This window comes from Sphingomonas sp., from assembly GCF_045810705.1.
Taxonomy (GTDB): Bacteria; Pseudomonadota; Alphaproteobacteria; order Sphingomonadales; family Sphingomonadaceae; genus Sphingomicrobium.
The window spans coordinates 86,062-111,987 of record NZ_JBJMVI010000008.1 but is presented as its reverse complement, the minus strand read 5'-3'; the positions used below and the strand labels follow the sequence as shown (position 1 = coordinate 111,987).

Annotated in this window: 31 protein-coding genes; 15 read left to right on the top strand and 16 right to left on the bottom strand. The window is 65.4% G+C overall.

The window, feature by feature from the left end; all coding sequences use genetic code 11:
• The first annotated feature begins 64 nt into the window (after window positions 1-64).
• The 4 genes from pdxH to ACJ8FR_RS03915 are packed head-to-tail and all read left to right on the top strand — an operon-like array spanning window position 65 to window position 2,809.
• Complete coding sequence (gene pdxH / locus ACJ8FR_RS03930; RefSeq protein ID WP_407827309.1) at window positions 65-643, top strand: pyridoxamine 5'-phosphate oxidase; 579 nt, start codon at window positions 65-67, stop codon at window positions 641-643.
• On the top strand, window positions 640-1,575 hold the full coding sequence (locus ACJ8FR_RS03925) for a cation diffusion facilitator family transporter (RefSeq protein ID WP_407827308.1): 936 nt from the start codon (window positions 640-642) through the stop codon (window positions 1,573-1,575). The genes pdxH and ACJ8FR_RS03925 overlap by 4 nt, the downstream gene beginning before the upstream one ends.
• Window positions 1,572-2,354, top strand: a complete 783-nt coding sequence (locus tag ACJ8FR_RS03920) for a PhzF family phenazine biosynthesis protein (RefSeq protein WP_407827307.1) — start codon at window positions 1,572-1,574, stop codon at window positions 2,352-2,354. The genes ACJ8FR_RS03925 and ACJ8FR_RS03920 overlap by 4 nt, the downstream gene beginning before the upstream one ends.
• Window positions 2,351-2,809 (top strand): YybH family protein, encoded by a 459-nt coding sequence (locus tag ACJ8FR_RS03915; protein WP_407827306.1) that lies wholly within the window; start codon window positions 2,351-2,353, stop codon window positions 2,807-2,809. The genes ACJ8FR_RS03920 and ACJ8FR_RS03915 overlap by 4 nt, the downstream gene beginning before the upstream one ends.
• Here the strand turns inward: ACJ8FR_RS03915 and ACJ8FR_RS03910 are convergent.
• The 3 genes from ACJ8FR_RS03910 to mnmA are packed head-to-tail and all read right to left on the bottom strand — an operon-like array spanning window position 2,751 to window position 5,443.
• Window positions 2,751-3,872, bottom strand: a complete 1,122-nt coding sequence (locus ACJ8FR_RS03910) for an alpha/beta fold hydrolase (RefSeq protein ID WP_407827305.1) — start codon at window positions 3,870-3,872, stop codon at window positions 2,751-2,753. The genes ACJ8FR_RS03915 and ACJ8FR_RS03910 overlap by 59 nt on opposite strands.
• Window positions 3,873-3,876: 4 nt before the next feature.
• Window positions 3,877-4,341: an NUDIX domain-containing protein gene (locus ACJ8FR_RS03905; protein ID WP_407827304.1), complete on the bottom strand. Its 465-nt coding sequence runs from the start codon at window positions 4,339-4,341 to the stop codon at window positions 3,877-3,879.
• Entirely contained in the window at window positions 4,325-5,443 is a 1,119-nt protein-coding gene (mnmA, locus tag ACJ8FR_RS03900) for a tRNA 2-thiouridine(34) synthase MnmA (protein WP_407827303.1), read from the bottom strand. The genes ACJ8FR_RS03905 and mnmA overlap by 17 nt, the downstream gene beginning before the upstream one ends.
• A gap of 86 nt (window positions 5,444-5,529) precedes the next feature.
• Here mnmA and ACJ8FR_RS03895 point away from each other — a divergent pair, with 86 nt between their 5' ends.
• The 3 genes from ACJ8FR_RS03895 to ACJ8FR_RS03885 all read left to right on the top strand — a co-directional run bounded on the left by ACJ8FR_RS03895 (window position 5,530) and on the right by ACJ8FR_RS03885 (window position 6,586).
• A complete protein-coding gene (locus ACJ8FR_RS03895) occupies window positions 5,530-5,754 on the top strand; it encodes a hypothetical protein (RefSeq protein ID WP_407827302.1) in 225 nt (74 codons plus the stop codon).
• Between the two features lie 92 nt (window positions 5,755-5,846).
• Window positions 5,847-6,146, top strand: a complete 300-nt coding sequence (locus tag ACJ8FR_RS03890; protein ID WP_407827301.1) for a DUF1153 domain-containing protein — start codon at window positions 5,847-5,849, stop codon at window positions 6,144-6,146.
• Window positions 6,147-6,328: 182 nt separating this feature from the next.
• On the top strand, window positions 6,329-6,586 hold the full coding sequence (locus tag ACJ8FR_RS03885) for a GlsB/YeaQ/YmgE family stress response membrane protein (protein WP_407827300.1): 258 nt from the start codon (window positions 6,329-6,331) through the stop codon (window positions 6,584-6,586).
• Between the two features lie 71 nt (window positions 6,587-6,657).
• Here ACJ8FR_RS03885 and ACJ8FR_RS03880 read toward each other — a convergent pair whose 3' ends face one another.
• Both ACJ8FR_RS03880 and ACJ8FR_RS03875 read right to left on the bottom strand, forming a co-directional pair.
• Window positions 6,658-7,380, bottom strand: coding sequence for an SIMPL domain-containing protein (locus ACJ8FR_RS03880; RefSeq protein WP_407827299.1), 723 nt, complete (start codon window positions 7,378-7,380; stop codon window positions 6,658-6,660).
• 69 nt (window positions 7,381-7,449) lie between these two features.
• A complete protein-coding gene (locus ACJ8FR_RS03875; RefSeq protein ID WP_407827298.1) occupies window positions 7,450-7,713 on the bottom strand; it encodes a GlsB/YeaQ/YmgE family stress response membrane protein in 264 nt (87 codons plus the stop codon).
• 223 nt (window positions 7,714-7,936) lie between these two features.
• On the opposite strand from ACJ8FR_RS03875, the gene ACJ8FR_RS03870 reads away from it, so the two are divergent.
• The 4 genes from ACJ8FR_RS03870 to ACJ8FR_RS03855 are packed head-to-tail and all read left to right on the top strand — an operon-like array spanning window position 7,937 to window position 14,597.
• Window positions 7,937-9,115: an efflux RND transporter periplasmic adaptor subunit gene (locus tag ACJ8FR_RS03870; RefSeq protein WP_407827414.1), complete on the top strand. Its 1,179-nt coding sequence runs from the start codon at window positions 7,937-7,939 to the stop codon at window positions 9,113-9,115.
• Between the two features lie 31 nt (window positions 9,116-9,146).
• Window positions 9,147-12,533: an efflux RND transporter permease subunit gene (locus ACJ8FR_RS03865; protein ID WP_407827297.1), complete on the top strand. Its 3,387-nt coding sequence runs from the start codon at window positions 9,147-9,149 to the stop codon at window positions 12,531-12,533.
• Window positions 12,534-12,573: 40 nt separating this feature from the next.
• Window positions 12,574-13,830, top strand: coding sequence for a DUF445 domain-containing protein (locus ACJ8FR_RS03860; protein ID WP_407827413.1), 1,257 nt, complete (start codon window positions 12,574-12,576; stop codon window positions 13,828-13,830).
• Between the two features lie 56 nt (window positions 13,831-13,886).
• Complete coding sequence (locus ACJ8FR_RS03855; protein ID WP_407827296.1) at window positions 13,887-14,597, top strand: N-acetyltransferase family protein; 711 nt, start codon at window positions 13,887-13,889, stop codon at window positions 14,595-14,597.
• On the opposite strand, the gene murA is transcribed toward ACJ8FR_RS03855, so the two are convergent.
• The 3 genes from murA to ACJ8FR_RS03840 form a co-directional block, all read right to left on the bottom strand.
• Window positions 14,594-15,877, bottom strand: a complete 1,284-nt coding sequence (gene murA / locus ACJ8FR_RS03850; protein WP_407827295.1) for a UDP-N-acetylglucosamine 1-carboxyvinyltransferase — start codon at window positions 15,875-15,877, stop codon at window positions 14,594-14,596. The genes ACJ8FR_RS03855 and murA overlap by 4 nt on opposite strands.
• Before the next feature lie 45 nt (window positions 15,878-15,922).
• Window positions 15,923-16,252: an ATP-dependent Clp protease adapter ClpS gene (gene clpS, locus ACJ8FR_RS03845; RefSeq protein WP_407827412.1), complete on the bottom strand. Its 330-nt coding sequence runs from the start codon at window positions 16,250-16,252 to the stop codon at window positions 15,923-15,925.
• 153 nt (window positions 16,253-16,405) lie between these two features.
• Complete coding sequence (locus ACJ8FR_RS03840; RefSeq protein ID WP_407827294.1) at window positions 16,406-17,140, bottom strand: phasin family protein; 735 nt, start codon at window positions 17,138-17,140, stop codon at window positions 16,406-16,408.
• A gap of 125 nt (window positions 17,141-17,265) precedes the next feature.
• On the opposite strand from ACJ8FR_RS03840, the gene gmk reads away from it, so the two are divergent.
• Complete coding sequence (gene gmk, locus ACJ8FR_RS03835; RefSeq protein WP_407827293.1) at window positions 17,266-17,907, top strand: guanylate kinase; 642 nt, start codon at window positions 17,266-17,268, stop codon at window positions 17,905-17,907.
• On the opposite strand, the gene ACJ8FR_RS03830 is transcribed toward gmk, so the two are convergent.
• From ACJ8FR_RS03830 to ACJ8FR_RS03800, 7 genes are read right to left on the bottom strand one after another with little or no spacing between them, the layout of a single operon-like run.
• Window positions 17,904-18,596 (bottom strand): ATP12 family chaperone protein, encoded by a 693-nt coding sequence (locus ACJ8FR_RS03830; protein WP_407827292.1) that lies wholly within the window; start codon window positions 18,594-18,596, stop codon window positions 17,904-17,906. The two genes, gmk and ACJ8FR_RS03830, sit on opposite strands and share 4 nt — an antisense overlap.
• Window positions 18,593-18,820, bottom strand: a complete 228-nt coding sequence (locus tag ACJ8FR_RS03825; protein WP_407827291.1) for a hypothetical protein — start codon at window positions 18,818-18,820, stop codon at window positions 18,593-18,595. The genes ACJ8FR_RS03830 and ACJ8FR_RS03825 overlap by 4 nt, the downstream gene beginning before the upstream one ends.
• A complete protein-coding gene (locus tag ACJ8FR_RS03820) occupies window positions 18,813-19,481 on the bottom strand; it encodes an HAD-IA family hydrolase (protein WP_407827290.1) in 669 nt (222 codons plus the stop codon). The genes ACJ8FR_RS03825 and ACJ8FR_RS03820 overlap by 8 nt, the downstream gene beginning before the upstream one ends.
• The gene (locus ACJ8FR_RS03815) at window positions 19,471-20,079 is read right to left on the bottom strand and encodes an FMN-binding negative transcriptional regulator (RefSeq protein ID WP_407827289.1); all 609 of its coding nucleotides are present in this window, start codon (window positions 20,077-20,079) and stop codon (window positions 19,471-19,473) included. Before ACJ8FR_RS03815 ends, ACJ8FR_RS03820 begins: the two co-directional genes overlap by 11 nt.
• Window positions 20,079-21,176: an RluA family pseudouridine synthase gene (locus ACJ8FR_RS03810; protein ID WP_407827288.1), complete on the bottom strand. Its 1,098-nt coding sequence runs from the start codon at window positions 21,174-21,176 to the stop codon at window positions 20,079-20,081. Before ACJ8FR_RS03810 ends, ACJ8FR_RS03815 begins: the two co-directional genes overlap by 1 nt.
• 20 nt (window positions 21,177-21,196) lie before the next feature.
• The gene (locus ACJ8FR_RS03805) at window positions 21,197-21,565 is read right to left on the bottom strand and encodes a ribose-phosphate pyrophosphokinase (protein WP_407827287.1); all 369 of its coding nucleotides are present in this window, start codon (window positions 21,563-21,565) and stop codon (window positions 21,197-21,199) included.
• Complete coding sequence (locus ACJ8FR_RS03800) at window positions 21,562-22,245, bottom strand: DUF4893 domain-containing protein (RefSeq protein WP_407827286.1); 684 nt, start codon at window positions 22,243-22,245, stop codon at window positions 21,562-21,564. The genes ACJ8FR_RS03805 and ACJ8FR_RS03800 overlap by 4 nt, the downstream gene beginning before the upstream one ends.
• A gap of 123 nt (window positions 22,246-22,368) precedes the next feature.
• Between ACJ8FR_RS03800 and rarD the strand changes: the two genes are divergently transcribed.
• Genes rarD through ACJ8FR_RS03785 form a run of 3 tightly spaced genes read left to right on the top strand, consistent with a single transcriptional unit; the run spans window position 22,369 to window position 24,104 of the window.
• Window positions 22,369-23,274: an EamA family transporter RarD gene (gene rarD / locus ACJ8FR_RS03795; RefSeq protein WP_407827285.1), complete on the top strand. Its 906-nt coding sequence runs from the start codon at window positions 22,369-22,371 to the stop codon at window positions 23,272-23,274.
• Window positions 23,275-23,289: 15 nt separating this feature from the next.
• Window positions 23,290-23,511: a hypothetical protein gene (locus ACJ8FR_RS03790; RefSeq protein ID WP_407827284.1), complete on the top strand. Its 222-nt coding sequence runs from the start codon at window positions 23,290-23,292 to the stop codon at window positions 23,509-23,511.
• Window positions 23,505-24,104 carry a YdeI/OmpD-associated family protein gene (locus tag ACJ8FR_RS03785; RefSeq protein WP_407827411.1) on the top strand — a complete coding sequence of 200 codons (600 nt, stop codon included), beginning with the start codon at window positions 23,505-23,507 and terminating at the stop codon, window positions 24,102-24,104. Before ACJ8FR_RS03790 ends, ACJ8FR_RS03785 begins: the two co-directional genes overlap by 7 nt.
• 3 nt (window positions 24,105-24,107) lie before the next feature.
• Here the strand turns inward: ACJ8FR_RS03785 and ACJ8FR_RS03780 are convergent, their stop codons facing one another.
• Window positions 24,108-25,880 (bottom strand): PHA/PHB synthase family protein, encoded by a 1,773-nt coding sequence (locus ACJ8FR_RS03780; protein ID WP_407827283.1) that lies wholly within the window; start codon window positions 25,878-25,880, stop codon window positions 24,108-24,110.
• Window positions 25,881-25,926 lie beyond the last annotated feature (46 nt).

Below are 25,926 nucleotides of genomic sequence, written 5' to 3'. Positions count from 1 at the left end.
AGTCGTTCAGCGCTGACCAGATGGGTTGCGGTGCGCGTCAGGCCAAGCCTAAGGCGCAGGCGAGATGGCGACCGACCCCTTTGAGCTGTTCGACCAATGGTTCGCCGAAGCCCGTGAAAGCGAGCCCAACGATCCCGAAGCGATGGCGCTTGCGACCGCGGATGCGGAGGGCCGACCGTCGCTTCGGATGGTACTTCTGAAAGGTCATGGGCCAGACGGCTTTGTCTTCTACACCAACCGACGCAGCCGCAAGGGCGAGGAACTCGCCGCCAACCCTTACGCAGCGCTGCTTTTCCACTGGAAATCGCGTCGCCGACAGGTGCGGATCGAGGGGCCGGCAACGCTCGTCTCGGTTGAGGAAGCCGACGCATATTTCGCCAGCCGCAGCCGAGATTCGCAGCTTGGGGCCTGGGCGTCGAACCAGTCATCGATGCTGTCGAGCCGAGCCGAGCTTGAGAAGAGATACGAGGAGACGAAGGCAAAGTACGAGGGTGGAGAAGTGCCGCGCCCGCCGCACTGGGTCGGCTATCGAGTGGCGCCCCTGAGCATCGAATTCTGGAGCGACCGACCTCATCGATTGCATGAAAGGAGGCTGTTCTCCGCCGGTCCCGACGGCTGGACCGCAAGCCTGCTCAACCCATGACGACGGCCAAGATCGCCGCCGAGCATTCGGTTCACTCGACCCGCGCGGCGCTCGCCAGCGTGACCGTGGCCGTGGTGCTGCTCGTCGCTAAAACCTGGGCTGCCTACCGGACCGGATCGACGGCAATGCTCGGCTCGCTCGCCGATACAGCACTGGATGTGATCGCCAGCCTGACCACGCTCGTCGGGGTGCGCATCGCCGCCATGCCGGCAGACCTCGATCACCGCTTCGGTCACGGCAAGGCCGAGGCGCTGGTCGCGCTGGCGCAAGTGGTCCTGATCACCGTGTCGGCGATCGGCATCGGGATCCGCGCCGCCGAGCGCCTGATCAACGGCGCCCAGACCCACGCGATGGGCGACGGAATCGCGGTTTCGGTGCTGGCAATCGCCCTCACTTTCGTCCTGCTCTGGTATCAGCGCCGGGTGATCGCGCGCACCGGATCGGTCGCGATCAAAACCGACAACGTCCACTACAAGTCGGATCTCATGCTCAATGGCTCGGTGATCGTCGCCCTGGTCCTCGAGCAGGCGTTGCATACCGCCGGCGCCGACGCATTATTTGGCATCGCGATCGCTCTGTGGCTGTTGTGGGGCGCGTTTCGCGCGTCAAGCGAAGCCGTGGCGCAGCTGATGGACCGCGAATGGCCCGAGGATGAGCGGCAGGCCTTCCTCGACGCGGCGAGCTCCTATCCCGAACTCGAGGGCTTGCACGACCTCAGGACCCGAAAGAGCGGCACGCTCCGCTTCGTCCAGTTCCACGTCTGGGTGCCAGCGGACTGGACGGTGCAGGAAGCCCATGACCGACTCGATGCGGTCGAGGAGAACTTGCAGGATCGCTTCCCTGGAACCGAGATCCTGATCCACGTCGATCCCGAGGGGCAGACCGACCGGGAGACCCTGCTGCCTCAGGAAATCACGGAGCAGTCGGGGTGACGAGCATCCCGTTCTTCCAGGTCGACGCCTTCGCCGGCCAGCCGCTGACCGGCAATCCGGCCGCGGTGATGCCGCTCGAGAAGTGGCTGGACGATGCCGTGATGCAGGCGATCGCCGCCGAGAATAACCTCAGCGAGACCGCGTTCACCGTGCCGGGCGAGAGCGACGACGCCGATTTCGAGCTCCGATGGTTCACGCCGACAGACGAAGTCGAGATGTGCGGCCACGCGACGATCGCTGCCGGCCACATCCTGATGACCGGCGTGTCGGTTCGGTTCTCGACCAAGTCGGGCCTCATGACGGTGAGCCGCCGCGACGAGCTGCTTGAGCTCAACATGCGGGCGGCGAACCTCAGCGAGGTCCACGAGCCGGAATTGTGCGCCGCGCTGAGGCTGCCTGACAGCCCCGTGTGGCTCGCCGACGGCTACAACGACGCGGCGATCATCCACCTTGCCGACGAGGAGGCGGTGCGGGCCGTTGCCCCCGACTTCCCGGCGCTCAAGCGCATCCATCGCATGGCGGTGGTCACCGCGCCCGGCGAGCGGCACGACGTCGTCAGCCGCGTGTTCGTGCCCTATCTCGGGATCGACGAGGACCCGGTGACGGGATCGGCGCACGCGGCGCTGGTGCCTTATTGGACCAAGCGTCTCGGCCGCAGCGAGTTCACCGCCCTCCAGGCAAGCGCCCGGACGGGTGTGCTCAATTGCCGGCTCGAAGGCGATCGCGCGGTGCTCGGCGGGCACTGCCACACGGTGATCGTCGGCCAGTTCCAACTGTGAAGCTGCTTGCCCTGGCGCTGGGTTTCGTCGCCGCGGCAGTGCAGGCGTCCCCGAAGTCCGACCGCGCGGCGATCCTGACCACCATTTCGCGCATGGAAGCGGCGTGGAACCGCGGCGACTTCCGCGGCTATATGGCCGGCTTCAAGGACCCCGACGTCGTGTTCGTATCGGGCGGCAAGTTCCAGGAGGGGTGGCAAGGCACGCTCGACCATTACGTTCGAGACTACGGCGGCTCACGCGAACGGCGCGGCCGTTTGCACTTCTACAATATGAAGGTCGACCTGCTGGCGCGCGACGCGGCAATGCTGGTTGGCCAATACCGGCTGGAGCGCGGAGCGCGGGTGACGGAAGGCGTCAACACGCGGCTGTTCCGCAAGGTCGGCGGCCGCTGGCTGATCACGGTGAACCATGTCTCGGCGTACGACGTGGCTCCGACCGCGCCAGAAGCGCGATAAGGTCCGCTTTCCAGAACTTCGCCCAGGTGTGTGTGCCGTGCCCGTGCGTGTCGGCGCTCTCGGGGATCAGCCGGAAGCGCGCGCTTGGCATGCGCTTCAGCGCCGCCGGCGGCACCGGCAGGTTGCGCGCGTTGATGAAATCGTCGGCCGAGTTGATCCAGGTGAGCGGCGCGGTGATCCGCTCGAGCTTCGGCCACGGATTATAGTTCCGCGACGAATCCAGTTGGTAGATGAGGTCGTTCGCGTCGAAGTGCTTGATGCCGTCGGAAACGCGCTGCTCCGCATAAGCGCTCGCCGCCTCGCGCGTTGGGTAGTGCGCCTGGTAGTAGAGCGGCGCAGCGCCCGCGACGAACAGCAGGTTCTCCGCGGCCCGCATCCCCGTCAGGGGTTCGGTCGTATAATTCCCGCCCTGCCAGGCCGGGTCGGCTTCGATCCCGTTGATCGCGAGCTGCCGCCACATTCGGTTGAGGCCTGCAATCTCGATCGGCTCGCAGGCGAGCGGCATCAGCGCGCTCGCAAAATCCGGATAGGTCTCGCCCCAAACGAAGCTGTGCATGCAGCCCATCGACGTGCCCATGATCAGCCGCAGGTGCGTGACCCCGAGCCGTTCCGTCAGCATCCGGTGCTGCGCAGCGACCATGTCGTCATAGTCATATTTCGGGAAATGCATCCGCATCCCGTCCGAGGGTTTGGACGAACCGCCGTGACCAATGTTGTCGGGGAGGATGATCCAGTAGCGGCGGATGTCGAGCGGCTGCCCGACGCCATACAGCTCGTCGGCGAACTGCGGCTGGAGGAACTGCTCGCCCGTGCCGCCGGTGCCGTGAAGGACCATCACCGCATTGTCGATCTGACCGGACGCATTGCGATGCGGTGCGCCCAGGGTCGTTACGTGCATCTTCAGTGCAGGAAGCGCCTCGCCGTCGTGGAAGCGGAAATCCCTGAGAACGACATCCTGCTCATGCGTCGGCCAAGAGCGTTTGGGCGCCGGAAGAGGCCCGCCGCTCCAACCCATCGGCGGCGCTGCAGCCTGAGCGGCAAGGAGTGCGAGCAATCCGAGCATTCTTCTATCCTTTCAGCTTCTCTTCGAGCGCGTCGAGTAGCGGCAGCTGGCTGGGAAGCATCATGACGCGCGCTTCGCTCAGCGTCATCCAGCGCGCCGCCTCGGCCTCGGGAAAGCGCTCGATCCGCCCGCTTTTCGGCGGCCATTCAAGGGCAAAGTCGATCGACTTGAGCGTCCCCACGTCGAAATCTCCTTCGACCGCGAACGCCTCAACGATCTTGCCGCCCGCTTGACGCACCTTAGCCAAAGGAAACGGCACCGAGGCCAGCTGGGTGCCGGTCTCTTCCGCGAACTCGCGAAGCGCGGCTTCAGCCGGCGCCTCGCCCGGCTCAACAAGTCCCTTGGGGATCATCCAGGCTCCCGCATCCTTATTCCGCCAGAACGGCCCGCCAGGCTTGATCAGCAGGACCTCGGTTGGACCGTCCCGCTGCCGAAATAGGAGGATGCCGGCGCTATGCGGCGGCGGCATCCGCGAGACTCTCGGCTTTGGCCTCCGTCTCGGCGATCCACCCGCCGCCGAGCAGCCGCGCGCCATCGTACAGCACCGCCGCCTGCCCCGGCGCCACGCCGTACTCTGGCCGGGCGAAACGGACCCAATCGTCTTCACGGATCGCGGGCACGGCGGGCGCGAGCGAGCGCACTTTAACGCTGACGTCGCGCTGGTCCTCGCCGAGCCAATTCCACTGGGCGACGCGCATCGCGTCGACCGCGAGCGCGCGCCTGGGACCGACGACGATCCGCGCCTCGTCGGGTTCAATGCGGATGACGTAGAGCGGCTCCTTCTGCCCGCCGACCTCGATGCCGCGGCGCTGCCCCACGGTGAAATGGACCACTCCGCGGTGGCGGCCCAGAACCCGTCCGTGAAGGTCGACGATATCGCCAGGCAGCTCGGTCTCGGGCCGCAAACGCTTCACCAGCGCGGCGTAATCGCCGTCGGGGACGAAGCAGATGTCCTGGCTGTCCGGCTTTGCGGCGACTTCGAGGTCCAGTTCCGCCGCGATCCGCCTGACCTCGTCCTTGGGCAGGCCGCCCAGCGGGAAGCGGAGGAAGTCGAGCTGGTCGCGCGTCGTTCCGTAGAGGAAATAGCTCTGGTCCCGGCGCGGGTCGGCACCCTTGTGAAGCTCGATGCGGTCACCGTTGACGATGCGGCGGACATAATGGCCGGTGGCGAGGCAGTCGGCGCCGAGCTCGCGCGCGAACGCGACGAGATCGACGAACTTCACCCCCTGGTTGCAGGTCGCGCAAGGCACGGGCGTTCGCCCACGCGCATATTCGTCGACGAAGCGATCGATTACGCCGCCCCTGAAGCGGCCTTCGTAATCGAGCACGTAGTGAGCAACGCCGAGGCGGTCGGCGACGGCCCGGGCGTCGTAAATGTCCTGACCCGCGCAGCAGGCGCCCGAGCGGCGCGCCGCCTCGCCATGATCGTAGAGTTGGAGCGTAACTCCGATGACCTCGGCGCCGGTCCGCGCGGCGAGCGCGGCCGTGACCGAGCTGTCGACCCCGCCCGACATGGCAACGACGATCCGGGCATCGCCCAAGGGACGGCCAAGTTGGAAATCTACCTGCATTTGAAACGTGCTTTCCAGTCTCTTTACCCGAATTTCACTCCTCATCGCTAGACGAAGGAGAGAACAGGCGGACGAGGAGGGCAGGCTTGGCGCGTCACGAGGGCGACTTTCGCGCAAAGGCGCAGGAGCCGCTCGGCCTCGACGAGCTCATTGCCTTGCTCGCCGATGCCGCGCAGCGCGAGGGTCAGTCAAGAGAGGATGCGATTGCTTGCTACCTCTCCGGCGACGAAGGGTGGCGCGAAGCGGTCAAACTGCTCGGGGGGACCTTCGCGGAAAGGGAGGCAGGGTTAAAGGAGCGTAAGGCCGACTGACCGGCAAATTAACCAGCGCGCTTCAGAATATTTTCAACGGCCGCAGATTAAAGACGGGCCAGTATCAATGATTAAGCAGGTGTGACTGAACAATGCTCGAGAACCAGAAGATTCGTCCGGCGCAGGTCATCGGCCCCCTGGGAGAGCCGCTGACGCTCGAGTCGTTGCCGCCTGCGGCCACGACGCGCTGGGTCGTGCGCCGCAAGGCCGAGGTCGTTGCCGCGGTCGCCGGAGGACTGCTCGGCGTCGACGATGCGTGTAAGCGTTACTCGCTGAGCCTCGAGGAATTCACCAGCTGGCAACGCGCGGTCGACCGCAGCGGAATGCCGGGCCTGCGAGTTACGCGACTCAAGCAGTATCGCGACCAGTACGAGCGCCAACAGCGCTATTGAGCAGGCCCAACAGTGCCTTGCAGGTCGTTACGGCCGCTTAAAGATCAAGTATTTAGGCGAACCCGCACCTCAAATTCTGGACAGATCCTTCCGAATCCGGAACAACCGGCCGGCACCACGCGTCTGTGGTGCCGGAACGCCCGCCCATGCCTGAGGGCGGCCGAGAACAGGAGGGAAGGCTGATGGGTATTATCATCTGGCTGGTCGTCGGCGGTATTTGCGGCTGGCTTGCGAGCCTCATCATGAGGACCGACGCCCAGCAGGGCATCATTCTCAACGTCGTGGTCGGAATCGTTGGCGCCGTGATCGCCGGTCTGTTGTTCGGCGGCGGGGCAAACATGAACAATGGCATCACAATCGAAACGTTTCTCTATTCGCTCATTGGTGCGGTGATCTTGCTTGCGATCGTCAATCTCGTCCGTCGAGGGACAGTTCGCTAAGGCGTATCGAACCGCATTGTTTCAATGAAGGCCGCGCAGCTCCTGCGCGGCCTTCTTCGTGCCTGGCGACGCTATTGCAGCTCGAACGTCATCGACACGCTGATCTGGAGCTTCTGCTCGCCCGGATCGATCTTGCTGCTGGCGGCCTGCGACCGTTCCGCCATCATCACCATTGGCGGCATAGGGGGCGGCGGGGCATAGCCTCCGCTCTCGCTTATCGACACGATCCGCGCGACACGCATGCCGACCGCCCGCGCAAAGAGATCAGCGCGCGCGCGGCCGACAGCGACGGCCTTGGCTCGCGCCTCATCGAGCGCCGCTTCGGGGTGCTCGATCGAGAGGTTCGGGCCGCTAATCTGGTTAGCGCCCTGTTCCACCAGCGCATCGAGGATCTTGCCGGTGCTGGCGATGTCGTGGAACCGCACCGTCAGCTGGTTGGATGCAGAATATCCGCTGAGCTTGGGCGGCTGGTTGCTGGCGTAAACATAATCGGGATTGAGGCTGATGTTGCTGGTCTGGATATCGCGGTCGGCGATTCCGGCCCGCCGCAGCGCTTCGCGGACCCGCCCCATGCGGGCCGCGGTCTGCTGGATTGCCGAAGTCGCGGTCGCGGCCCGCGACACCACTCCGGCGGATATCGTCGCAAGGTCCGGCACCCGCGCGACATCGCCGGTAGCGCTGATGTCGAGGCGCGTTCCGGTGATCGTCTGGTTGATCGTCGATTGCTGCGCGCCGGCTGCCGACGGCATCGCCGCGGCGCCGAGCATCAACGCAGCAAAAAGGGCATTCTTCATGGCTGTTCCCCAAGTGTTGGTCCACGGCGCCAACGCTTGCCCTGGGGCCATGGCTGTTTGCTGAATGGCCTAGAGGCGGCGGCGCCCGGCGATGAGCCGGTAGATTAGCAAAAGCAGGAACGCGCCGACGATCGCGGCGACGAAGCCCGCGCCCTCGTTTTCCTTGTACCAGCCGACCTGATGACCGATCCAGCCGGCGAGAAGCGCGCCGGCGATTCCGAGCAGCACGGTGATGATGCATCCCCCCGGGTCGCGGCCCGGCATCAGCAACTTGGCGATCGCCCCGGCCAACCCACCGATGACGATCCAGCCGATGATCCCGTAATGCTCCATTGGCTTGCCCTTTTCCGTTTGCGACGCCAGCGCGTCCTTCGTTACGCTGGTTCAACCAGCCTTCATTTCAGCCGTGCAACGCGCACTTTGCGAATTGGCTGCGACCGTTGGTCGAAACCGGGTGGCGGCAACAATGCGAACAGCCTCTGTTGCGCCAGGTGCCTTATTCTTATAATACAGCTGCCGACTGGGGCATCCGAGATTCGAAACGGGCATGGACATCATGAATAGGGAAACGTCGATCCACTCTTCCGACACGCTCGTGATCGTCGACCCGTCGCGGCGGCGGCGCCAGCTGATCATCGCCGGTGCGATCGCGGCGGCGCTGCTGATTCTCGTGCTGGTCGCCGTGCTTGGGCGCAGCGCTAGCGACAACCAGGCGAAGGAGGCGGCCGCGAGCGGCGCCGGGCAAGTGCCCACGGTCAGCGTCGTCGTCCCCGGACGAAGCGACGTCGGGCGCGTGGTCACGGCCAGCGGGCCGCTCGCCGCGCGGCGCGACCAGCCGATCGGCATCGCCGGAGCGGGCGGCAGGGTCGTCCGAGTCGTGGTGGATGCCGGAAGCTGGGTTGGGGCGGGCCAGGTGCTCGCCGTCGTCGACCGTTCGGTCCAGGCTCAGCAGGCGGCGCAGCTCGCCGCGCAGGTCGAGGCCGCCCGCGCAAATGCCGCGCTGGCGCAGTCGAATTACGATCGCGCCGTGGCGCTTCAGGGCCGCGGCTTCGTCTCCAAGGCGGAAATCGACTCGAAACGCGCTGAGCGCGATGCGGCAAACGCGCAGGTTCGGGTCGCGCAGGCGCAGCTCGGCGCAACCCGCGCCCAAATCGGCCAACTCAACGTCATCGCCCCGACCAGCGGGCTCGTCCTGTCGCGCAACGTCGAGCTCGGACAGATCGTCGGCCCCGGGTCCGGCGCCTTGTTCCATCTCGCGGAAGGCGGGCAGATGGAAATGCGCGCGCAGCTGTCGCAGCAGGACCTCGCCTTCGTCCACACCGGCATGCCGGCCGACGTGACACCGATCGGATCTGGCACGAACGTGCGCGGATCCGTGTGGCAGGTCGCACCGATGATCGATCCGCAAACCCGGCTTGGGCAGGTGCGAATCGCGATTCCGTACAGCACTGCGATGCGCCCGGGCGGTTTCGCCGAGGCGCGGATCACGGCGGGCGCGACCACTGCGCCGCTGCTCCCGCAGAGCGCGGTGCTGAGCGACGACCGCGGCAATTACGTCTACATCGTCAACGCCAAGAATGAGATCGAGCGGCGTGACGTCAAGATCGGCAGCGTCAACGACAACGGCGTGACCATTACGGGCGGCCTGTCGGGCAATGAGGCCGTCGTGCTGGCCGCCGGACCGTTCCTCAGCCCCGGCCAGAAGGTCAACGCGCGTCGCGAGACCACACACTGACCGGTGGACGAGCATTGAAAGCAGCTAGACCATGAACTTCCGCAACATCTCGTCGTGGTGCATCCGCAATCCGGTGTTCCCGATCGTCCTGTTCGTCGGGCTCACGCTCGCCGGGCTGATCGCGTTCGCGCGGATGCAGGTGAACAACGCTCCCGACATCGATTTCCCGGCGGCGATCGTGTCAGTGTCGCAGCCCGGCGCCGCGCCCAACGAGCTCGAGACACAGGTTACCCAAAGGGTCGAATCCGCGATCCGCGGAGTCAACGGCGTCGACGAGATGAGCAGTTCGGTGAGCGAGGGCAACAGCACGACCTTTGTGCAGTTCCAGCTCGGCACGCCGACCGACCGCGCGGTCAACGACGTCCGCAACGCGGTCGCGCAGATTCGCAGCAACCTTCCCGATGGCATCCTCGAGCCGCAGGTCACGCGCGTCGATGCGGAGGGCGAGCCGATCGCGGTGGTCGGCGCGCAGACCACCGACATGACACTCGAGCAGCTGAGCTGGTACGTCGACAATAACGTCGCCAAGCGGTTGCTCGGGCTGCCAGGGGTCGCGGCCGTTTCGCGCAATGGCGGAGTCGATCGCACGATCCGCGTGATCCTCGATCCCGCGGCGCTCCAGGCTCAGGGAATCACTGCCGCCCAGGTCAACCAGCAGCTTCGGCAAAGCAACCTCAATGCGCCAGGCGGCCGGGCCGAGATCGCGGGGTCGGAGCAGTCGGTGCGCGTGCTCGGCAACGCGCAGGACGCCTATGAGCTGTCGCAAACGCAGATCGCGCTGCCCGGAGGGCGCTTCGTCCGGCTGGCCGACCTTGGCCAGGTCAAGGATTCCTCGTCCGAGCAGCGCTCGATCGCCAAGATGAACGGCCAGCAGGTCGTCACCTTCCAGATCCAGCGCGCCAAGGGCTCTTCGGAAGTCACTGCCTATGACGGCGTGTGGAAGGAGATGAAGAAGCTCGAGAAGGAAAATCCGAAGGTCCACTTCTCCGAGATTTTCAACACCGTCGATTATACGAAGGGGCAATATCGCTCGGCGATGGAGGGCCTGATCGAAGGCGCCGTCCTTGCCGTCTTCGTCGTCCTGCTATTCCTTCGCGATATCCGTGCAACCGCCATCTCCGCGCTGGCGATCCCGATGTCGGCGATCCCTGCCTTCTGGTTCATGAGCATGCTCGGAATTACGCTCAATTTCATGTCGACGATGGCGATGGGCCTGGTCGCGGGCGTGCTCGTCGATGACGCGATCGTCGAGATCGAAAACATCGTCCGGCACATGCGAATGGGCAAGTCGGCCTATCAAGCCGCGCTCGACGCAGCCGACGAAATCGGGCTTGCGGTTCTTGCAACCACCATGGCGATCGTCGCCGTGTTTCTGCCCGTCGCGCTGATGCCAGGCATCGCCGGCCAATATTTCAAGGCGTTCGGCTTCACCGTCGTGGTGTCGGTTCTGATGAGCTTGCTCGTCGCCCGGATGATCACCCCGCTGATCGCCGCTTACTTCCTCCGCTCGCGCGGCGTGCAGCCGCACGCCGCCTGGCGGTGGATGGACATCTACCTCAAGATTCTCAACTGGAGCCTCGATACGACCAAGGCCCATGCGCTGCTTGGACGCTTGCCACGGCCCGCCCGCGACCTTCGTTATTACGCGATTGGGACGCTCCTGTTGCTGGCCGTCGTGGCGGCCTTTGGGGCCGGGACCGGCGCGTCGATGATGATGCTCGGAAAGCTCGGCTGGAACGGTGCGATCACCTTCATCCTTGCACTCGCCGGGGGCGGGGCTGTGGCATATGCCGCCGCGAAGCTGATCGGCATGATCGTCAGCATGCTCGGCGGAGGCTTCGCCGAGTGGCACGAGATCGTCGCCGCCCGCTGGAATGCGCGCTTGCAGGACCATCGGCTAGCGATGGTCTGGGCTGGCGTCGCTACCCTGCTGCTGAGCATCGTGCTGTTCGGCACCTTGTCGATGTCCTTCTTCCCGCCGCCGAACAGCGATTATTCCCGCGCCAACATCCTCTTGGCGCCGGGCAGCACGCTCAAGGAAACCGAGGCTGCCACCGATCGCGTCGCCGCGCTCCTCATCCGCGACCCCAACGTCGAGCGAGTGTTCGAGAATATCCACGTCGGCAACGGCCACGTGAACATCGTTCTGAAGAAGTCCCGCAAGATGAAGAGCTCTGAGTGGGAGCGCGCGCTCGCGCCGACCCTGTCGGCGTTCCCCGACGCGCGGGTCAGCTTCCAGACGCGCAACGGCGGCGGACCGGATGCGGATTCGCGCGACGTCATGCTCTATCTCGGGGGCGACGATCCGGTGAAGCTGACCGCGGTCGCCAACCAGATCGCCAAGGAGATGGCGACCGTACCCGGCCTGCGCGCGCCGCGCGTCGGGAGCCAGCTCGCGCAGCCCGAGATCACGATCAAGCCCCGCTTCGACCTCGCCGCCGACCTCGGCGTCACGACCGCCGCGCTCAGTCAGACGATCCGCATCGCGACCTTGGGCGACATCGAGCAGAACAGCGCCAAATTCTCTCTGTCCGACCGCCAAGTGCCGATCCAGGTTTCGCTGTCGGAGAATGCGCGACGGGATATCTCGACGCTCGAGAACCTGCCGGTGCCGACGTCGGGCGGCGGCTCGGTGCCGCTGAAATCCGTGGCCGAAATCGGCTTCGGCTCGGGACCGACCACGATCCAACGCTCCAATCAGCTCCGGCGGCTATCGATTGGCGCCGACCTAGCGCCGGGCGTTGCCCAGGGCGACGTCTTGGCCAAAGTCAACAATCTGCCGTCCGTGAAGAACCTGCCGCAGGGGGTTCAGAAGATGAACCTCGGCGACCAGAAGTGGCAGTCGGAGCTGCTGTTCAACTTCGCGATCGCGCTGCTTTCGGGCGTGCTGCTGGTGTTTGCGGTGCTCGTGCTGCTCTACCGGCGTTTCCTCGCACCGTTCGTCAACATGGGTTCGCTGTTACTCGCTCCGCTCGGTGCGGCCATCGCGCTGCATATCGCCAATCAGCCGATCTCGCTGTTCGTGCTGATCGGCATCCTGATGCTGTTCGGGATCGTCGCGAAGAATTCGATCCTTTTGGTCGATTTCGCGGTCGAGATGATGAATCACGGGATGGCGAAGAACGAGGCGATCTGGGAAGCGGGCCACAAGCGCGCGCAGCCGATCGTGATGACCACGGTGGCGATGGTCGCCGGCATGTTGCCGACCGCGCTGTCGCTGAGCGGCGACGGCAGCTGGCGTGCGCCGATGGGTATCACGGTGATCGGCGGCCTGATCTTCTCGACCGTCCTGACGCTCCTCCTTGTCCCGTCCTATTTCTCGATGGCCATTTCGCTCGAAACGCGCATCGGCAAGCTGTTCCACAAGCTCATCGGCAGCGAAGCGCACGCGACCGGCCACGCCATCCCGGCGGAGTGAACCGAGCGCCGATGTCGGCTATTGAGCCGGCATGAGGGCGATGACCAACGGCGCTCTGTCCCGCTTCAACCCAGCGCAGCCCGGTGCGCAAGGGATGAAGGTCGTCGCCACCGGCCTGTTGGTGGTGATGGCGGCGGTGTTCGCGGCGGCGCGCGCGTTCGAGCCCTCGTATCCCTGGCTCGGCTACGTCAAGGCCTTCGCCGAAGCGGCGATGGTCGGCGGACTTGCCGACTGGTTCGCCGTCACCGCTCTGTTCCGCCACCCGCTCGGCCTGCCGATCCCGCACACCGCGATCATTCCGCGCAACAAGGACCGGATCGGCGAGGCGCTGGCGAGCTTCATCAGGGAGAATTTCCTGATCCCCTCGGTCGTCGCCCGCCGGATGCAGCGGCTCGACATCGCGGGAGCCGCCGGCCGCTTCCTCCAGACCCCGGCGGGCGAAGGAACGCGGATCCGCGCCGGCGCTTCTCGCCTGATCGCCGACATTTTCGAAAGCCTCGACGACGAGCGGCTGGGCGGCATCGTCAAGGGTGCGATCTCGACGCGGCTGCGCTCGATGGAAGTTTCGCCGCTGCTTGGCCACGCACTCGCCTCGGCGATCAACGAGGACCGGCACGTACCGATGCTCGAGGCGGCGATCCGCTGGACCGCGCGCGCGCTCGACGCGAACGAGCAGCTTATCCGCGACATGGTCCGCAAGAAGGCCAATTGGGTGCTGAAGCTCGCCGGCCTCGACGCCAAGCTTGCCGACGCGATCATCGACGGTCTGCGGAAGCTCACGGCCGAAATGTCGACCGACTCGGCACACCCAGTGCGGCTCAAGATCGAGGAGGCGCTCGCGCAGCTCGCCAACGACCTTCAGACCAGGCCCGAAACGCGCGAGCGGGTCGAGGCGATCAAGGAGCAACTGCTCGACAACAAGTCGGTCGGCCTTTGGCTCGACACCTTGTGGCAAAAGGGCCGCGAGGCGATCATTCGAGCCGCGCGCAACCCCGACGCGGTCATGGCCGGCAAACTCGGCGAAGTCTTGAAGTCGATGGGCGGGACGCTGGAGAAAGACGCGCGGATTCGCGCGGCGATCAACCAGTTTGCCCGCCGCGCGGTGGTCGGCATGGCCGCGAGCTACGGCGGATCGATCGTCAAATTGGTGTCCGAAACGGTCCGCGGATGGGACGCGCAGACCGTGACCAACCGGCTCGAGGCCGCGGTCGGGCGCGACCTCCAATATATCCGGATCAACGGAACGCTCGTCGGCGGCATGGTCGGCCTCGTCCTTCACCTGCTCGACACGCTATGAGCGACCCGTGGCTGGACGAGTTGGCAGAAAGTGCCCGCAATCGTGGGCTCAAGCTTGTGCGATCGCGAATTCGCACGCCCGGCAAGCGCCGCTTCGGCAAGGTCGGGCTGACCGATGTCTCGGGCAAGCCGGTGTTCGGCATGGACGCCAAGGGGCCAATCGGAGAGCCTGCGCAAGTCGAGGACTATCTCCGCAACCTTGGCGCCAAGGATTGGGGCGCATCGCTAGGCGTCGCGGTGCTGCCGAGGAAGAAGAAACCGAAGCGGGCAGCCGCCAATGACGCCGAGCCGGCGGCCAAACCGCCGCGCGCCGCGGCCGTGCCACCAAAACCGAAGGAAAAGCCCAAACCCAAGCTCCGCGAAGCCAAGCCGTCCGACGCGCGCCGTCTTGCTGCGTTGATCCATCAGCTGGGTCACGAGATCAGCGAAAAGCAGGTTCGGAAGAACCTCGGAACGCTCAAGAGGCTCGGCGAAACCCCGCTCCTCGCCACCCTCGACAAAGCGGTGATCGGCCTGTGCGGCGTCCATCGCACCATCACCCTGCACCGGGATGCGCCGCTCGGCCGGATCACGATTCTCGTCGTTGCCGAGGAAGCCAAGGGCCACGGTGTCGGCCGCTTGCTAGTCGAAGCCGCCGAGCAATGGTGCCGCAAGAAGGGCTGCCGGCTGATCGAGGTCACCAGCAACGACCGCCGCGCAGAGGCCCACGCCTTCTACCGCCACATGGGCTACGAGCGGACCAGCATCCGCTTCTTCAAGAAGCTCTAACCCGAACTGCGCCGCTCGATCGTCGCGCCTACGGCGGAGAGTTTCTCTTCCAGCCGCTCGTAGCCGCGATCGAGGTGATAGACGCGCAGGATCTCGGTCTCGCCCTCGGCGACGAGGCCAGCAAGCACCAGGCTCATCGACGCGCGGAGATCGGTCGCCATCACGGCGGCCCCGGTCAGTGTCTCGACGCCGTGAACGATCGCCGAGCGGCCGTGGATGTCGATCTCCGCGCCCATCCGGCGAAGCTCGGGCACATGCATGTAGCGGTTCTCGAAGATCGTCTCCTCGAGGAAGCTGTCGCCTCGCGCGAGCGCGAGCATCGCCATGAACTGCGCCTGCATGTCGGTGGCGAACCCGGGAAACGGCGAGGTCGAGAGCGCAAGCGGCTTCAGCCCTCCGTCCGCGCTGACCTTGATGCCGCGATTGTGGAACTCGATCATCAGGCCCGCTTGGGCGAGCGCGCCTAGAGTCGCCTGCATGTCGTCGGGCCGCGCGCCGATGAGGTCGAGCGAACCGCCGGTCATTGCCGCCGCGCAGGCATAGCTGCCGGCCTCGATGCGGTCGGGCATAACCTCATATTCGCAGCCGTGCAGCCCCTCGACGCCGTCGATGATCAGGTGCGACGATCCAATGCCGCGAATCTTGGCGCCCATCGCAACCAGCAAACTGCAGAGATCGACGATCTCGGGCTCGCGCGCCGCGTTGAACAATTGCGTTCGGCCCTTCGCCAGCACCGCGGCCATCACCGCATTCTCGGTCGCGCCGACCGACACCACGGGAAAGCTGTAATCGCCGCCGGCGAGCCGCCCCTTGGGCGCGCTGGCCCTCACATAGCCGGCCGCCAGTTCGATCTCGGCCCCCATGCATTCGAGCGCCTTGAGGTGCAGATCGATCGGGCGGTCGCCGATTGCGCAGCCGCCCGGAAGCGACACCGTCGCTTCGCCCGCACGGGCAAGCATCGGGCCGAGCACCAGGACCGAGGCGCGCATCTTTCGCACCATGTCATAGGGCGCGACCGTCGAGACGATGTCGTCGGCCTGGAGGGTCATACGGCGACCCACCTGCCCCTTCTTCACCCCGGCAACAGACGTCGAGACCCCGAGCTGGTTGAGCAGATGGCTGAATGTGTCGACGTCGGCGAGGCGCGGCAGGTTCGCGAGCGTCAGCTTCTCATCCGTGAGAAGCGCGCAAGGCATCAGGGTCAGCGCGGCGTTCTTGGCGCCGCTGATCGGGATCTCACCCTGGAGCTTGGCCCCGCCCTTGATCCAGATGCTGTCCACGGCCGCGCTTTAGCCGCTTCTCCCCTCCCTGCAAGGCAGGGGAAATCACGCCTTCTCGAGCGTGCACTGGAGCGGGTGCTGGTTCTCTCGCGCGAAGTCGATCACCTGCGTGACCTTCGTTTCCGCGACCTCGTAGGTGAAGACGCCACACACGGCGACGCCCTGCTGGTGGACCTGGAGCATCACCCGAGTCGCATCCTCGATGCCCATCGAGAAGAAGCGCTGCAGCACCAGGACGACGAACTCCATCGGCGTGTAGTCGTCGTTCAGCATCAACACCTTGTAGTTGGACGGCTTCTTCGTCTTCGGCCGAGTGCGTGTCGCGACACCGGTCTCGATCTCGTCGAGGCCGTCATCGCCCGGCTCATTGGCCATCGTGATCACGCGTGGAATCATCACACCCAAAATATGGCAGCCCGCGGAAACGCGGCAAGGCGTCAATAAGCAGCAGAGTGGTAAAAAAAAGGCGGCCGCCCCGTTACTGGAGCGGCCGCCAACAGTCGTTGCCTAACTTAGGAGGGGAGAGGGTCAGGCAACGAGGGTATTGAAACGCTCGGCATTGGCCGACGCGCGGTTCGAAAGCGGCTGGAACGCCTCACCGGCGAGCTTCACCAGCGACTCGGTCAGGCGCGAGCTCTCGGCGACCGCACGGTCGAACGAAGCGCGGGCGAAATCGCCCTGCAGCTGCAGATATTCGGTCGGCGACTTGGCTTCGGCGAGCGAACGGATCGCGTCCGCGGCCTGCTCGAAGCCGTCACGCTGCTTGGCGACAACGTCCTGGCCGATCGAGCGCGCACCCTCGGTGGCGACGCGGCCGGCCTCGACGACCGCCTCGACGTTGGCGCGGGCGAGGTCGGCGAGCTCCCCGGCGACCTTCTGGCTGCGCTTCACCAGGTCCTGGCTACGCTCATTGGCCTCGGTCAGGATCGTCTGGAACGGCGCGAACGCCGGAATGGCATCGATGCCGTTGAAGATATTCTTGGTCATGGTCTGGGTCCTTTGCTTGGGTGCAGCGGCGCTCTTGCGCGCGGCCGTACGGGTTTTGCGAACAGTGCGACGGGTCGCAGCCTTGGCGACCGTCTTGCGAGCCACACGCTCACGCTTCACGCGGCGAGTGGCGGCGACATGAGTGCGGTTGGCAGTCTTCGCGCTCTCCTTGACCACCGTCTCGACGGTAGCGGCGACCGCTTCTGCGACCTTGGCGGGAGCTTCGGCGGCCGCTTTCCGGGCGACCTCAGCTTCTACCTTGGTTTCTTCTGCCATTACTCATTCCTTCAAATATGCTGCACTGCACAATATAGGGTGCGTTGCGGCATTTCAAGAGCTTTTTTGTGCACTGCACCATTGGGTCGCTTGACGTGCACGGCTCGACCGAAGCAAGGTCGGCCATGGACCAACCGACCCGTCAGCGCCGCGGCCTTCTCATCGTGCTTTCGTCCCCCTCGGGCGCCGGCAAGTCCACTATCGCCCGGATGTTGCTGGAATCGGACAAGGACGTGACGATGTCCGTGTCGGCGACGACGCGGCCCAAACGCCCGGGAGAGGTCGACGACCTCGACTATCATTTCGTCGACGATGCCGGCTTCGACGCGATGATCGACGAGGGCGATTTCGTCGAATGGGCCCCGGTGTTCGGCTATCGCTACGGAACGCCCAAGGCTCCGGTGAAGGACGCGCTGCGCGAGGGCCGCGACATCCTGTTCGACATCGATTGGCAAGGGACGCAGCAGCTCGAAGCCGCAATGGGCGAGGATCTCGTCTCGATCTTCATCCTGCCGCCTTCGATGAACGAGCTCGAGCACCGATTGCGTAGCCGCGGCACCGACAGCGACGAAGTGATCGCCGACCGAATGTCGCGGGCGGCCTCGGAGATCAGCCACTGGCCCGAATATGAGTATGTCCTGGTCAACCGCGACATGGACCAGTGCGTTGCGCAGGTGCGCGCGATCGTCGCCGCCGAACGGCTGAAGCGCACGCGGCGGATCGGCCTGGTGACCTTCGTTCGCGACCTCATCGGCCCCGCGCACTAGTCGAGAAGGTCGAGGAACCTCGCAGCGGCGAGGAAGTCGCCTCGACGGTTCTCCATGGCCGCCTCGGCCTCCTGGTCGGAGCCCCATTGTTCAAGTTGCCACCGTTCGTCGACGCTCACAGCCTCCCACGCCTCTTCCGCGGTAATGGCCTTCTCCAACACCGCCAAAGCGGCAACGAGCGAGCCTCCGATCGTCACCAGCGGGGACAGGCCGGCGAGGCGAAATGGATCGAGCGCGGCAAGCGCGTGCGACAGGCGCTCGACCGTCGCCGGCGGCTGAGCGACGTGAATAAGTCCCGAGGTGATGACGAAGTCCACGTCGTAGCGTCGTCGCGCCCACGCCAGCAGCTTGTCCCACCGCTCTTCCTGCCGACCGACCAGCGCGCTTGGACCCTCGACGCGGTAGCACGCGAGATCAGCCTCGGCGTAGCGCCCGAGTCCTTCCGCGAATCTTCGGGGATCCGGCGCCACATGGTCGATTGCCGCATTGGCAAGGCCGGTGATCGGCATGGCGCGCGGATCGACGGTTACACTAACCACCCGCCACTCCTCCGCCATCGCGTGCGCCAGGCGCTCGACCGGCACCACCATCGGAGCCCGGCCAGGAGTCTTCATCGCTTTGCCGTCTAGCTTGATCGCCCAGCCGTCGCCGTCCGGTTCGACTGCGACGTCCTTCCAGAAGCGCTTCACCGGTCGAGCCGGTCCCGCTCGTCCCACGCTTTCTTCAATAGCCTCGGGACGAACATGGCGTCGATCACCCCGATGATCGCGACGATTGCCCCGACCTGCGGCCAGCCGCCGGGACGAACCAGGTCGGTGTAGAAGATCGCGATCCCGAGGATGAAGATCGCGAGCCCGCCAAAGCGCGCGAGCGAGTAGAGCAACAAGCGTCGCCGCGCGGCCTCGTCATCCATCGGCATGCTCCCGGATCAAGCTCAGGACGTCCACCGGCTGATTGGCGACCGCGACAGCCCCCGCCTCGAGCAATTCGTCGGCTTCATGATAGCCCCAGCCGGCGCCGATGCCCGTCGCGCCGGCATTGACCGCCATCGCCATGTCGAAGCTGGTATCGCCGACGACGATCGTCGTTGCCGGCGACGCTCCGGCCTCGGCAATGGCCTGGTCGACCATCGATGGATGCGGCTTGGATGGGTGCCGGTCGGCGGTCTGGAGCGAGACGAAGCGCGCATGGATCGCATGCTGCTCCAGGCAATGCCTGAGCCCGCGGTCCGATTTGCCCGTGGCGACTGCGAGCAGCCAGCCGTCCTTCTCCAGCGCATCGAGCAGTTCGAGCACCCCGTCGAACAGCGGCTCGTCGACTAGACCGGCGGTGCGCAACTCCATGAAGGCGCGCTTGTAATCCTCGGCCAGCTTGAAGTGCTGCTCGGGCGTGGCGTCGGGAAGCAGGGCGGCCATCGCTTCGATGAGGCTGAGGCCGATGACGCGGCGGCTGACGCTCGGCGGCGGCACATCGAGCCCGTTCTGCTCCATGCTCGCCTTCAGCGCCGCGTAGATCGTCGCGCCGCTGTCAACCAGCGTGCCGTCGCAATCGAAGATCGCCAGCCTATTTGTCACGCGGCGCCAATTCCTCGATTGCCGCGACGATATCGTCGCGGCCGGCGCCGCGCTGACCGGCAATCGTCGCTGCACGATCCTCTTCGTTCTTGTGCTGGTTGAACTTGCGAGTCCCGCGAACTTCAACCGGTTCGAGTTCAAAGCCGACGATGGCTTTGGTCATGGCTTCGAACTTGCCGGGCGCCATCTTCGCTCGCGTCCATGGCTTGTCGGGCGAATGACGGCCTTCCATCACGTCTGACAATTGATCGACGAGCGAGATTAGTTCTTCGCCCGACAGCTGCCGAACCGTACCCTCGATCTCGACCGCCTCATAATGCCAGGTCGGAACCTGATCCTCCGAAGCATACCAATTCGCGCTTTGATAGCCTTCGCGTCCAGAAACGCTGACCAACGCGCGGCGACCGTCGAGCTGGTTGGCGATACGATTGCGCCTCGCGACATGGAACCAGATCCGGCCATTGCGCACGATCACCGGCGCATGGACCGCGAACAGTGCCACGGCTGACGCCGTAAAGATGTGCGCGAACGAACGAACGCTCACAAAATCGAGCATCTCGGTTCGATCCGTCCAGTGAAACGCGGCATTCGGATGCATCAGCGCTTGCCTCGGGACTTGCTCTCGGAACCACGCGCTCGCCGCTCGCCGCGCCGCTCGCGCCGCCGTGTTTTGGCCGCCGCGGCGATCTTTCGCTGCTTCGCCGCCGGCGATGCCTTGGGCTGATCGAGCGCCAGCGAATCGCCGGCCAGCGGGCTGAAGCCGAGCATTGCCAGGCTTTCGGCAAAATGCGCCGGAAGCTCGGCCGTCACGTCGATCTTGCCGCCATCGGGCGCGTCGATCTGGATGCGCCGCGCATGGAGATGAAGCTTGCGGCTGATGCCGCCGGTCAGGAAGGCATCGCTCCCGCCATATTTGGCATCGCCTACGATCGAATGGCCGATCGCCGCCATGTGCGCACGCAGCTGGTGCGTCCGGCCGGTCAGCGGCTGGAGCTCGACCCAGGCGGCGCGGTTGCCGGCGCGGTCGATGACCCGCCACCGCGTCTTCGCCGGCAGCCCATGCTCTTCGCTGATATGCATCTTCTCACCGCCGGTCCCGGGCTGCTTGGCAAGCGGCGCATCGATCATACCCTCGTCGGCATCGGGCACGCCGACGACGAGCGCCCAATAGACCTTGCGCGCGGTGCGGCCCGAGAATGCCTTGGCGAAATGACCCGCCGAGCGGGCGCTGCGCGCGACCAGCAGGGCGCCGGACGTGTCCTTGTCCAGCCGGTGGACGAGCTTGGGCCGTCCGCCTTCATCGCTGAGGCCGTCAAGCAGCCGGTCGAGATGCTCGTGGGTCTTCGTGCCGCCTTGCGTCGCCAGCCCGGGCGGCTTGTTGAACACGAATGCGTTCGGATCTTCGTAGATCACCAGGTCGCGGACGAATTGCGCCTCGTCCTCGGTCAGCGGATTGCGCTTGGTCTGCGGACGCGCCCGGGCCGGCGCGCTTTCCAGCGGCGGCACGCGGATTTCCTGCCCGGCCTCCACGCGATCGCCCGGCACCGCGCGCTTGCCGCCGAGCCGCAGCTGCCCCGTCCTCGCCCAGCGCGAGACGAGGTTGAAACTGACGTCGGGCAAGTGCCGCTTGAACCAGCGGTCCAGCCGGATACCGTCGTCGTCGTCGTCGACAATAAAGGTGCGCACATCAATCACGGTCGGGCGATTAGCGAATGCTAGGCGTCGCGTCCCGCCCAATAATCGAACGCTTGTCCCTGGATCTTGCGGATCAGCTTCGCCGCCTTCGGTCCGTTCCACAGGCCGGTAAAGCCGTGCTTCTTCGCCCCGCCGACCCACCAGCCCTGGCCCGGCAGCCCGTCAGACTGACGCACCACGAGCACCGCAAGCTCGGGCTCTCCGCGCGCCTCTGCCTCATCGTCGACGAAGCTCAGGACCTTGCACAGAGCGCGCATCTTGGGGCGGGTGAAGTGATGGCCGAGCAACTCCAGCACCTCGGAATAGCTGATCGCCTGGCCGGCCTGCGCCGAGGCGACCAGGATCGCGCGCACCTCGCCGGGATCGGCGAGCAGCCCCGCTTCGCTCATTGCGGCTGCTGGGTGAAGTCCACCGGCGTCAGCTCGAACACGTCGAGCTTCGAAGTGCCTTGTGGCCAGGGGATCACCAGCCGCCACCGGAACGGTCCGATGCGCTCCAGAACGCCGGCCATGTTGCGCTTGGGATCGTCGCCATAGGCCAGCGGTTGATCCTCACTGGCCAATGCGAGGCTGCCGAGGAACACCAGCCGCGTCGGATCGTCATCCTCCCACAAGCGGCCGGCGGGCCGCTGGCTGCCGGTCTGCTTGACGATGGTCAGCAGGTCGCCCTCGACCTCGACATAGCAGAAGAACGGCTTGAAGGTTTCGTAGGGCTTGCCGCTGGTTGTCGCCTTGCCGAGCTTGATCAGCCGGCAATTGTAGCTGCCCGGCGTCGGCTGCGGTCGCGGCAAGGCCGACCGGGGCAGCAGAAGCTTGCCGTCGCGACGGATGTCCGCGGCATTGGATTTGGCCGCATCCGCGAGCGCCTCCTGCCAGGCGAGGCCGAGCCGCGCGATACGGTCCTTGTCCTCCGCAGTGGCGAGCGCTTTCCATGCCTCCGACTTGAGCGGCGGGCCGACCTCGACACTCGGGCGCACCGCGGGCGGCAGTCGAGACCTGGCCGTCTCGCAGCCGGTCAGTACCGCGGCAATTGCCGCGGTCGCGAGAATCAAGGTGCCAAGTCGCGCCACGGGGAAAGCAGCCCTCCTCTGCAGCCGCCGCTCCTAACTGACATCCGCACGGACCGGTTTCAACCAACGCGCCGCTTACCAGCTTCTTTCGTGCAGGCTTCACCGCCGCTAGGCCCACCCACGATGAACGCGAACCGGACTTCGACCCAACATACGCGGACCGGCTTTGCGCTGGGACTTCTCGCTTATGCGCTGTGGGGCGTTCTGCCGCTCTACTTCAAGGCAGTCCGCGCTGTCGCGCCGGTCGACATCGTCGCGCATCGCGTGCTCTGGTCGCTGCCGTTCCTCGCCTTGCTGATTGCCCTCTCGCGGGGCTGGCCGAAGGTCCGCGAGGCGATCAGCGACCGGACGACGCTCGGGACCCTCGCCGTCACCGCCTTGCTGATCGGCGGCAATTGGCTCCTCTACGTTTACGCGGTGAACAGCGGGCACCTGCTCGCCGCAAGCTTCGGCTATTATCTCAATCCGATCGCCAACGTGCTCCTCGGCCGCTTCGTGCTCCACGAGAAGTTGAACCGACTTCAGTGGACCGCCGTCGCGATCGCGGCTGCCGGGATTTCCGTCCTCGCCGCGGGAGCGCTCGGGCAATTGTGGATCAGCCTGACGCTGTGCGGGACGTTCGCGCTGTACGGCCTGTTGCGCAAAGTCGTTGCGGCCAATGCGATCACGGGCCTGGGCATCGAGACACTGATCCTGTGCCCGCTTGCGCTGGTGTGGCTCGCCTGGCGTCATTCGACCGGCGCTTCGATCATGGGCTCGACCAACGCGCTGACCGGCTTGCTACTTCTCGCGGGGATCGTCTCGACCACGCCCCTGCTCCTGTTCACCGCCGCATCCAAGCGCCTTCCTTATTCGACCCTCGGGATGCTCCAGTTCATCGCGCCGACGCTCCAGTTCCTGATTGCCGTTTTGTACGGCGAGCCGCTCAAGGCGGTCCACGTAATCGCTTTCCCGGCGATCTGGATCGCACTCGGGCTTTACGTCACCGCCATGCTCCGCGCGCCGCGGCTGCCGCAGGCCCCCGAATGATGATAGGCTGAAACCATGTTCAATGTCGCCTCGCTGACCATCGGCTTCGTCGCGCTGATCTGCGCGCTCGTCGCCTTTCTGCCGCTGCTCGGCTGGCTCAACTGGCTGATCATCCCGCTGGCAATCATCGGCGCGGCGGTCGGACTGATTTCGCGCGGCACCGCCGGCCGAAACCTCAACCTGCTGGTGATTGCCGTCGGCGTCATCCGCCTGGTGATTGGAGGCGGCATATTCTGAGCCGCGAACCGCGCATCGACGCCTATATCGCCAAGGCACAGCCCTTCGCCCGGCCCATACTCGAGAAGGTCCGGAACCGCGTTCATGCCGTCCTTCCGGATGCCGAAGAGACCATCAAATGGAGCATGCCCGCTTACACCATGAGCGGGAAAATCGTGCTGATCACCGCGGCCTTCAAAGCGCATGCGGCGGTGAATTTCTGGCGGGGCCAGGAACTCGAATCCAGCCATTCGTCCGTTGGCGCGATGGGTCAATTCGGTAGAATCCAGTCGGTCGACGAGCTACCGAACGACGATGAGCTCGACCGGCTGATCCGTGAAGCGGCGGAACTGGCGGCGAAGACCCCTGCGCAGCGAAAGGCCAAGCATGCGCCCAAACCGCCGCCGGAACTCCATCCGGACTTCGCTGCCGCCCTCGACAAGGCACCGCCGGCGAAGGCGAACCTCGAGGCGTTCCCGCCAAGCGCGCGGCGCGAATATTTGGAGTGGATTGCCGAAGCCAGGCAGGACGCGACGCGCCACAAGCGCATCGCAAGCGCGATCGAGTGGCTAAGCGAAGGCAAGCGGCGCAACTGGAAATATGAAAACTGCTAGGCGTCAGCGCGATTTCACATAGGCTCCCGGCGCGTCCTCGATCGGCTTGAGCTTGCCCTTGCCGGGCATACGCGCGCCCGCGGCCTCCACCGTCTCACCGTCCTGTTTCTTGAGCCACTCGAGCCAGTCCGGCCACCAGCTGCCTTTGTGCTCGGTCGCGCCGTCGATGAACGACTGGAGCGTGCCGCACGGCTGTTCGTTGACCCAGTATTGATATTTCTGCGCGGCCGGCGGGTTCACCACGCCCGCAATATGCCCCGAGCCGGCGAGCACGAACCGTTTCGGCCCGGCGAAATGGTCCATGATCTTCCACACGCTCTGCGGCGGCGCGATATGGTCCTCGCGGCCGGCCTGGATGTAGGACGGCGTCTTCACCCGCTCGATATCGATCGGCGTCCCGGCGACTTTGATCGCGCCGGATTCGGCGAGCCTGTTCCCCTTGTAGAGCGTCTCGAGATAGTCGCGGTGCCAGCCCGCGGGAAGGTTGGTTGTATCGCTGTTCCAGTGAAGCAGGTCGAACGGCGGCGGCTCCTCGCCGAGCAGGTAATTGTTGACGACGTAATTCCAGATGAGGTCGCGACCGCGCAGCAGGTTGAACGTCGCGGCCATGTAGCGGCCGTCAAGATAGCCTTTCTCCGCGGTCAGTTTGTCGAGCAGCCCCATCGTCTCGGGCCCGGTGAACAGCTTGAGGTCGCCGGCCTCGGCGAAATCGACCTGCGCGGTGAGGAAGGTCGCTGAGCGGACCTTCTCCGCCTCGCCCTTGGCGTCGAGATAGGCGAGCGTGGCCGCCAGCGTCGTGCCGGCGACGCAATAGCCGACGGCATGGACGCCCGGCACGCCAAGGAGCTCGCGTACCGCGTCGATCGCGTCGACCTGGCCTTTCAACACATAATCGTCGAGCGTCGCGTCGGCGATGCTCTCGTCGGCCGACTTCCAGCTCACCATGAACAAGCTGATTCCCGCGTCGACGCACCATTTGACGAGACTTTTCTCCGGGCTGAGGTCGAGGATGTAGAAGCGGTTGATCCATGGCGGGAAGATGACGACCGGCGTTGTCAGCACTTCATCCGTAGTCGGCGTGTACTGGATCAGCTGGTAGAGCGGCGTCTGCTTGATCACCTTCCCCGGCGTCGTCGCTAAATTGCGCCCAACCTCGAACACGCCGGGCTTGGTTTGGGTGAGCTGTCCCGCCGCGATGTCGTTCAGCATGTTGGCGAGGCCCTTGAGAAGGTTCTCGCCGCGGGTCTCGAGCGTGCGCTTCAGCACCTGCGGGTTGGTCAGCGCGAAGTTGGACGGGCTCATCGCGTCGACGAAGCTGCGGGTCGCGAAGCGCAGCTTCTCGCGCGCGTCGGGATCGAGGCCGTCGACTTCGTCGACCGTCCCGAGCAGCTGGTCCGACACGCGCAAATAGGTCTGCCGGATCGTTTCGAAGATCGGGTTCTCGCGCCACTCGGGCGCGGCGAAGCGGCGATCCTTGCGCTCTTTCTCCTCAGGCGCCGGCGTCGCAGTAACCCCGCCGAGCATCTTGCCCCAGGTCTCGAGGCCCTTGGCCCAGGCCTGTGCGCCGGCGCTCATCAGCGCCATCGGGTCGCTCGCGCCCTGCGCCTCGCCGAATCCGAAGGCTGGCGGCGACCATGCGGGAAAAGGCTGGTCCTTGTTCAGGCTCTCCGCCCAGAACTCCATCAGCATCTGCTGTGCGCGGCCCATCACCAGCGTCCAGTGCTGCCAATCCTCGAGCGTCGGGATCGCGCTCCCCGATTTCGTATCGTCCGCCATGCCGACGCCTTACGCTTCCTTGTGGAGGAAACGAAGCGCGGGCGCC